General features: G+C 56.0%; 6 protein-coding genes. All 6 read right to left on the bottom strand.

All coding sequences use genetic code 11. The features are described 5' to 3' along the window. Positions 1-1,115, bottom strand: a 1,115-nt coding sequence (locus ABF287_RS10105; protein ID WP_347184885.1) for a thiamine pyrophosphate-binding protein, incomplete at its 3' end; no start/stop codon positions are given. Between the two features lie 21 nt (positions 1,116-1,136). Next, positions 1,137-2,609, bottom strand: coding sequence for an aldehyde dehydrogenase family protein (locus tag ABF287_RS10100; RefSeq protein ID WP_347184884.1), 1,473 nt, complete (start codon positions 2,607-2,609; stop codon positions 1,137-1,139). A 70-nt stretch (positions 2,610-2,679) separates the two neighbouring features. Next, on the bottom strand, positions 2,680-3,117 hold the full coding sequence (locus ABF287_RS10095) for a hypothetical protein (RefSeq protein WP_064224161.1): 438 nt from the start codon (positions 3,115-3,117) through the stop codon (positions 2,680-2,682). A 9-nt stretch (positions 3,118-3,126) separates the two neighbouring features. Then, positions 3,127-4,119: an ABC transporter substrate-binding protein gene (locus ABF287_RS10090; protein ID WP_347184883.1), complete on the bottom strand. Its 993-nt coding sequence runs from the start codon at positions 4,117-4,119 to the stop codon at positions 3,127-3,129. Next, positions 4,116-5,306 (bottom strand): Gfo/Idh/MocA family oxidoreductase, encoded by a 1,191-nt coding sequence (locus ABF287_RS10085; protein WP_347184882.1) that lies wholly within the window; start codon positions 5,304-5,306, stop codon positions 4,116-4,118. The genes ABF287_RS10090 and ABF287_RS10085 overlap by 4 nt, the downstream gene beginning before the upstream one ends. Then, entirely contained in the window at positions 5,296-6,225 is a 930-nt protein-coding gene (locus tag ABF287_RS10080) for a PDR/VanB family oxidoreductase (protein WP_347184881.1), read from the bottom strand. The genes ABF287_RS10085 and ABF287_RS10080 overlap by 11 nt, the downstream gene beginning before the upstream one ends. Position 6,226 lies beyond the last annotated feature (1 nt).

Raw genomic sequence — 6,226 nt, 5'->3', positions numbered from 1 at the left:
GCCATTTTCCCAACAGCCATATCTGAAAGCCCCGCTGCCTGACCTATTGCACGGATCGCTTCGTCGGGGTCCGCCAACATGGTAAGGTCGGAAGGTGAGAGCGACTGGTGGTCCAGCGACCAGCCATTGGTCAGCAGGGAATCGAGCGAGATATTTACAACTTTAGTGCGCTCAAGGTCGACATCGGCCTGTTGCAATGTTCCACCAAGATCAACCCAATCGAAGCTGACAACCAGATCGGCTTGACGGATACGCTGCGCAGCATCCTGCGACACAAAATAGCCCGGTGCACCAAAATGCAGTGGATGGCATGTTGGAAATGCTGCGGCGGTCTTGATATCAGTGACAACACGGGCCCCGAAATGCTCCGCGAGCGCGACGCGCCGGTCCCAATCTGCCTGATCGCGCGACACCCGCCCCATCAAGAAGACCGGTTTTTCTGATGTTTCCAGCAAATCTAAAACCGAACGTGCATCGGATTCCGAGAATTGCACCATTCGGGGTGCGGCATGGCGCTCTGGCGCCGGGAACTCCGGCATTTTGTCAATTGGCTCTTCTTGAACGGACACGTCAAAACAGACATAGGTTGGCGCATTGGGTGCCGTCTGTGTAATTATCGAAGACCGCAACATCGAAGATAATGACGCCTCCAGCGATGCGGGCTGGTCATCCCATTTCACATAGGGCCGTATGATCGCAGCCTGATCGCGCGACGTATGTATCCAGTCAATCCAAGGCCTGCGCTTGGCGGCATCCACCGGACCCGTCGCGCCGAAAATCAGCATCGGCACGCGGTCGCACCACGCATTATACACGGCCATAGAAGCGTGCATTACACCGACATTGGCATGCAGGATCACGGCCAATGGTGTGCCCGTAACTTTGGCCCAACCATGCGCAATGGCAACGGCGTGTTCCTCGTGCAGGCATAACAGCATCTGCGGATCGCGATTGCCCAGGTAGTTGACGAGGCTGTCATGTAGTCCTCGAAAGCTCGACCCAGGATTGAGCGCCACATAGGGCGTGTCGAGCTTGCGCAGCATCTCAGCAATGGCATCGCTGCCGAAAAGCTCTGTGATTTCGCTGGGAATTGGGCGGTCTAGATCATCGTTCATTGCTGTCTCCAACTATCCTGCCTATTGGCCGGACAGGTTGATGTGAATGTTCTTTTCGTGGGTAAAGGAAAGCAGTTCGCCAATACCTTCTTCCCGGCCAATGCCGGATTGTTTTACGCCGCCAAACGGCGCACCGAGGAAGTGTTTGCCAACCTCGTTGATCCAGACGAACCCGGCCTCAACGCGATTTGCCGCGCGATGCGCTTTCGCCAGATCGCGGCTCCAGATCGCACAGGTCAGGCCGACATCAAGGCCGTTGACCTCTTCAAGCATCTCGGTCTCGTCACTCCACCGCCGAACGGCGAGCACAGGGCCAAAAATTTCTTCCCGCGCGATCCGCATTTGTGGCGTTACGTCGGCAAAAATCGTGGGCGCTATGAAACACCCGTCTGCCAGCGCGCCATCGGTCACTGCATGCCCTCCGGTCACGGCGTGCGCACCTTCGGATTTGGCACTTTCAATAAATTCCATCACACGATTAAAATGCGTTTGGGATACCAGTGCCCCCATCGTCGTCGCGGGATCTGTTGGAATGCCGGGTTGGTAACGCGCTATTTTCGCGGGCAATTGCGAAACGACAGCATCATGTAGATCATCATGCAGGAAGGCGCGGCTGGTCGATCCGCAGGATTGCCCGCACCAACCAAAATTCATGCCAGCGACAATCGCATCAGCAATCTTGTTTGGGTCACTGTCGGGATAGGCGATCAACGCGTTTTTCCCACCAAGTTCCAACAGGACCGGTTTAAGTGTGTCCGATGCACTTCGCATTACAGCCTGACCTGCGGCCACTGATCCGATCAAGGTGACTTTTGCCACGTCCGGATGTTCGGCCAGCGCGGCACCCGCCTCCGTGCCACCGGGCAATACGCTGAATACCCCCTCGGGAAACAAGCCATCGACCAGCTCTGCCAGTCTCAACGCCGAAAGCGGTGCCTGCACAGGAGGCTTGATAATCACCGCGTTACCTGCGGCCAGCGGCGCTGCCATCTTTCCTCCGCAGAACATGAACGGGTGGTTGAAAGCAAGGATGCGTGCGACGACGCCCAGCGGTTCGCGGGTTGTCATATTCACACGATCAGGGCCCATCGGGATCGTGTCACCTTTCATTTCGGTCACGAGACCCGCAAAGAAATCCATTTGCGCCGCAGCAATCGCGGCATCGCCAAGCATCTCGGTATAAGGGTTTCCGCAGTTGGCCGCATCGATCATGGCTAGTTCGTCACCGTGAAGTCGTAGTAGCGTGGCTACTTCTTTAAGGATACGGGCGCGTTCAAGCGGGACAACGTCGCGCCATTCCAAAAAGCCCTTCTGGGCCCTCTTAACAACGGCATCCGCATCCTGTGCACTGGCCTCTGCAACCGATGCCAGAACTTTCCCTGTTGCCGGATTCAAGGTGTCGACATAGCTGCCCGCGATAGGGGCCTGCCATGTGCCACCAGCATAAATATCAGTGCGACGTGGCAACACCTTGTCCAATTCCGGTTGTGTCATTGCACACACCCTCTCAGTTTAAGCGATTTTCAAATGGCCTGCTGTACAGGGACAAACCATGCGGATGGTTTCAGGCCGCGACGAGCTCGAGGAAACGCTTCCCCGTCATGACCTCGCGCAATGGCAGGGCGTCTTGTGCTTCTGTCAATTCGACATCATAGCTCAAACCGCGCCCATCCCACAGCCACCAATAGATAATCTCGCCCTTCTTATCCCGTATCGGCATGCGAAAGGTCGGAAAGTCTTGGTGAACAGCCGGAACTTCGAAATTCCCGACGATCTCGAAAGAAGCGCCCGCGCGCTTCAAGGCCGTACCGAGCGGGATCATCGCTATGAACTGCGTCTTTCCCGCTACCAGCGCGCCAATGTCAGATGGCCTTTCGTCAAGTAGGCCATCCAAGACGCGTACAACAGGGGGATAGCTCGAATGGTAGTGCGTGATCTGGGCATAGGCCTTCCTCTGGCCGACCTCGATCTCGACCACTTCTCCTGGGGTCAAATCGGTCATATCACTTCCTTACAGACTATATGCTTCGTAGGTTGACGGGTGGAACAGATCCTCGACCGAAACACGCTGGGGCGATAGGCCCTGATCGTGGTGATACTGCAGAAACTTATCCAGCACATGGGTGTTAGGGGCCACGCCGTAAGACCAAGGATCGGGACCCATAACCGCGCGCACGCGGTTTAACGTGTCCTCCACAAAGGGCATTGTCACTTTGGTGGCCGACGTGTCATTCAACGCCTCCTGCGCAGCGGCCTTTGACTGTGTGAAGCCTTTTACCAATGCGCCCGGCAGCCAAGGATGTTCTTCAGCCAAACTACGCCGCACTCCTAGAACGTGCATGATAGGAAAGATCTGAGTTTCGCGGAAATAGCCCTCTGCCGCTCCGATACTGTCAGAAAAGAGCCGCCCCACATGCGGATGACCCTCTGAAAAACAGCGCGGCCAACGCGGGCCGATGAAACCGTCGATTTTCCCGTCTGCTAACATCTGGTTAAGTGTCGAGCCTTCGGGGGCAAGCGTTACGCGAACGTCATCGGGCAAATCGACCTTGATCTTCTCGGGGCGACCTGGAGTGTCCATCCCGCCACGAACCCACTCAATATCGGAAGGCTTCACCCCGAAGTGTTCTTCAAGAATGCCGCGCACCCAGACATTTGCGGAAAGCTGGTATTCCGCGATTCCGATCTTGCGCCCTTTCAAGTCCTCGGGACGGTCAATTCCTCGGTCGGTCCGGATGTAGACGGACGTATGGCGGAATGCACGGCTCAGAAACACAGGGACAGCGACATAGTGCGGATCACCGCGCGCTACCGATATTGAATAGGATGACAGTGACAACTCGGAGATGTCGAACGCCTGATGCCGGAAAGCACGGAAGAACATTTCTTCGGGCGAAAGAAGCATCGGCACCGGATCGACGCCATCAATCTTGACTGTGCCGTCCACAATGGCGCGTGTTCTGTCATAGTTGCCCATTGCGAGGGAAAGGGAAAGGTTGGTCAAAGTGTTTCCTCCTGAAATTTTACGCCGCATTGCCTTGCGAGCGGTATTTTTTTGCCTGTTTCAGCCGAGCTTAGGATCGCATGGCAAACTTCCAGACTCGCCCTGCCCCACGCTGCGGTTTGTGGCGGCGCTATATTTTTCCTGACAGCGGCCTCAAGGGCATCGATTACGGTTTTACGTGGCGCGGCGTTAAGCGGTACTTCGATGTGCTGCCGCTCTGTGTCGCCAAAAATGTCGATACCGCCCGGGCGCAATCTCAGATCGGCACTGTCACACAGAATAAGGATCGGCCCAAAATGTTCGTTATTCTGAGCTGTTGGCGGCACGGTGCCCGCTCCATATGTGCGGGTGGCCTTCAGCTTTGTCTCTGCCGCTGAGTCGAGCGTCTGCAGCGCACGGCGCGCTTCGCCATATTTCGCGGGATCTTTCATGCCTCCAAGTTCGGCCACATTGTCCATCCAGATATCGCTGTCGAAGTGCGCGTATCCCGAATAGGTCAAAGACGCAAAGCTGCCACCTTCGAAATCCATCAAGGCAGAATACGCGCCCTCTGTCGGGCGCTCCCTATCCCATACACCGGTCATTGCCGTCACATTCTTCGCGCGGCCACCACAGAGCAGCCTAACGATATCAATCTGATGAACGCCTTGGCTGAACAGAACCCCGCCGCCTTCTTCGGTCCGCAGCTCTTCGGGGCGGCGCGGTCGATAGAGAAAGTCAGTATAATTGAACGCCTGCACCATCCGAACTGCACCGAATTCACCGCTCTCGATTATCTGCCGCGCATGGAGAACTGACGGATCAAAGCTGTGACTGGGCCCGACGATAAGATGAACACCCGCGGATCTCGCGGCCTCCACCATCATGTCCGCATCTTCCATCGTAACAGAGAGCGGCTTGTCGACCAGAATATGCTTGCCTGCCGCAGCAAAGATAGCAACGTGCTCGGCGTGCATCTGATGCGGGGTCGCAATATACACGGCTTCAACCTCAGGGTCTTCGGCCATCTCTTCCACACAGCTATAGCCGCGTCCACCGAACTCTGCCTCAAATGCGGCACGGCTCTCGGCACGTGGAGCGGCGGCCGCGACCAACTTGACACGGGGATCGTTTTGGAAGGTTCGAAGCATCAGCACGAAGGCCCGCCCAAGCCCGGCAACACCGAGGCGAATAGGTTCAGAGGTCAAGAACAAGATCCCCTTCTTCGGCTCGTGAAACGCAGATCATCACATAACTGTCTTTCTCTTCGTCCATCAGCACCATGTCCCGGTGATCGACCTTTCCAGAAACAAGCCGGGTCTTGCAGGTGCCGCAGGTCCCACTTTCGCAAGAGCTCACAGTCGGCACGCCGCTTTCCCGCAGCGCCTCCAGTATGGAGCGATCTTCAGGGACCTGAACCGTGATGCCGGATTTCTCGAGCTTGACCTCGAATGGTTTGTCATCAGCGCGCACAACTTCGACAGGCTTGAAATCCTCAAAGATCACGCGACCTTCGGGCCAGTGTCCGGAAATGGCTTCGATCTCGTCAATCAGTGGTTGCGGTCCGCAGCAATAGACTTTCATGTCCTTGGGTTCTTCAAAGTGATCCCAGAAATCAAAAACCGCTTCGGGATCGCCGCCATCGTGGTGCAGTGTCAGCCGGTCGCCGAGCGTGGATTTCATCTCTTCAAGAAACGCTGTGTCGGCCTCGCCCCTTGTGCAATAAATTACCTCAAAAGGCTTAAACTCGCGCAATAGTTGCTGAGACATAGCGTAAATTGGCGTGACACCAATACCACCCGCGATGAGAAGGTAGTTCTTGGCATCGGTCAGCTCAAAGGTATTTTCCGGGACCTCAACTTGTAGCTCGGTCCCCTCTTGCGCATCGTCATGCATAGACATCGATCCGCCGCGACCGTGAATTTCGCGCTTCAGGGCAATCTTGTATACTTCGGGGTTCGTCCCGTCATTGACGAGCGAGTATCGCCGCATTGCTCCCGAAGGCGTTTCGACGGTGATATGCGCTCCAGCAGTGAAGGATTGAAGTTTGCTTCCGTCAGCGGGTGCCAGAGTAAATTCACAAATGTGCTCGGTCAGTTGGCGCCTTTCGGCAACAGTCATCTTCAGG

The sequence above is a fragment of the Pacificibacter sp. genome (assembly GCF_039769035.1).
Taxonomy (GTDB): domain Bacteria; phylum Pseudomonadota; class Alphaproteobacteria; order Rhodobacterales; family Rhodobacteraceae; genus Celeribacter.
Note: the sequence above shows the minus strand (reverse complement) of the source record. Positions and strands in the feature narration are given on the sequence as shown.

Bases quoted from the DNA above. Each gene is read 5' to 3' on its own strand.
- ABF287_RS10100 (WP_347184884.1), bottom strand. From the start codon at position 2,609: ATGACACAACCGGAATTGGACAAGGTGTTGCCACGTCGCACTGATATT.
- ABF287_RS10095 (WP_064224161.1), bottom strand. From the start codon at position 3,117: ATGACCGATTTGACCCCAGGAGAAGTGGTCGAGATCGAGGTCGGCCAG.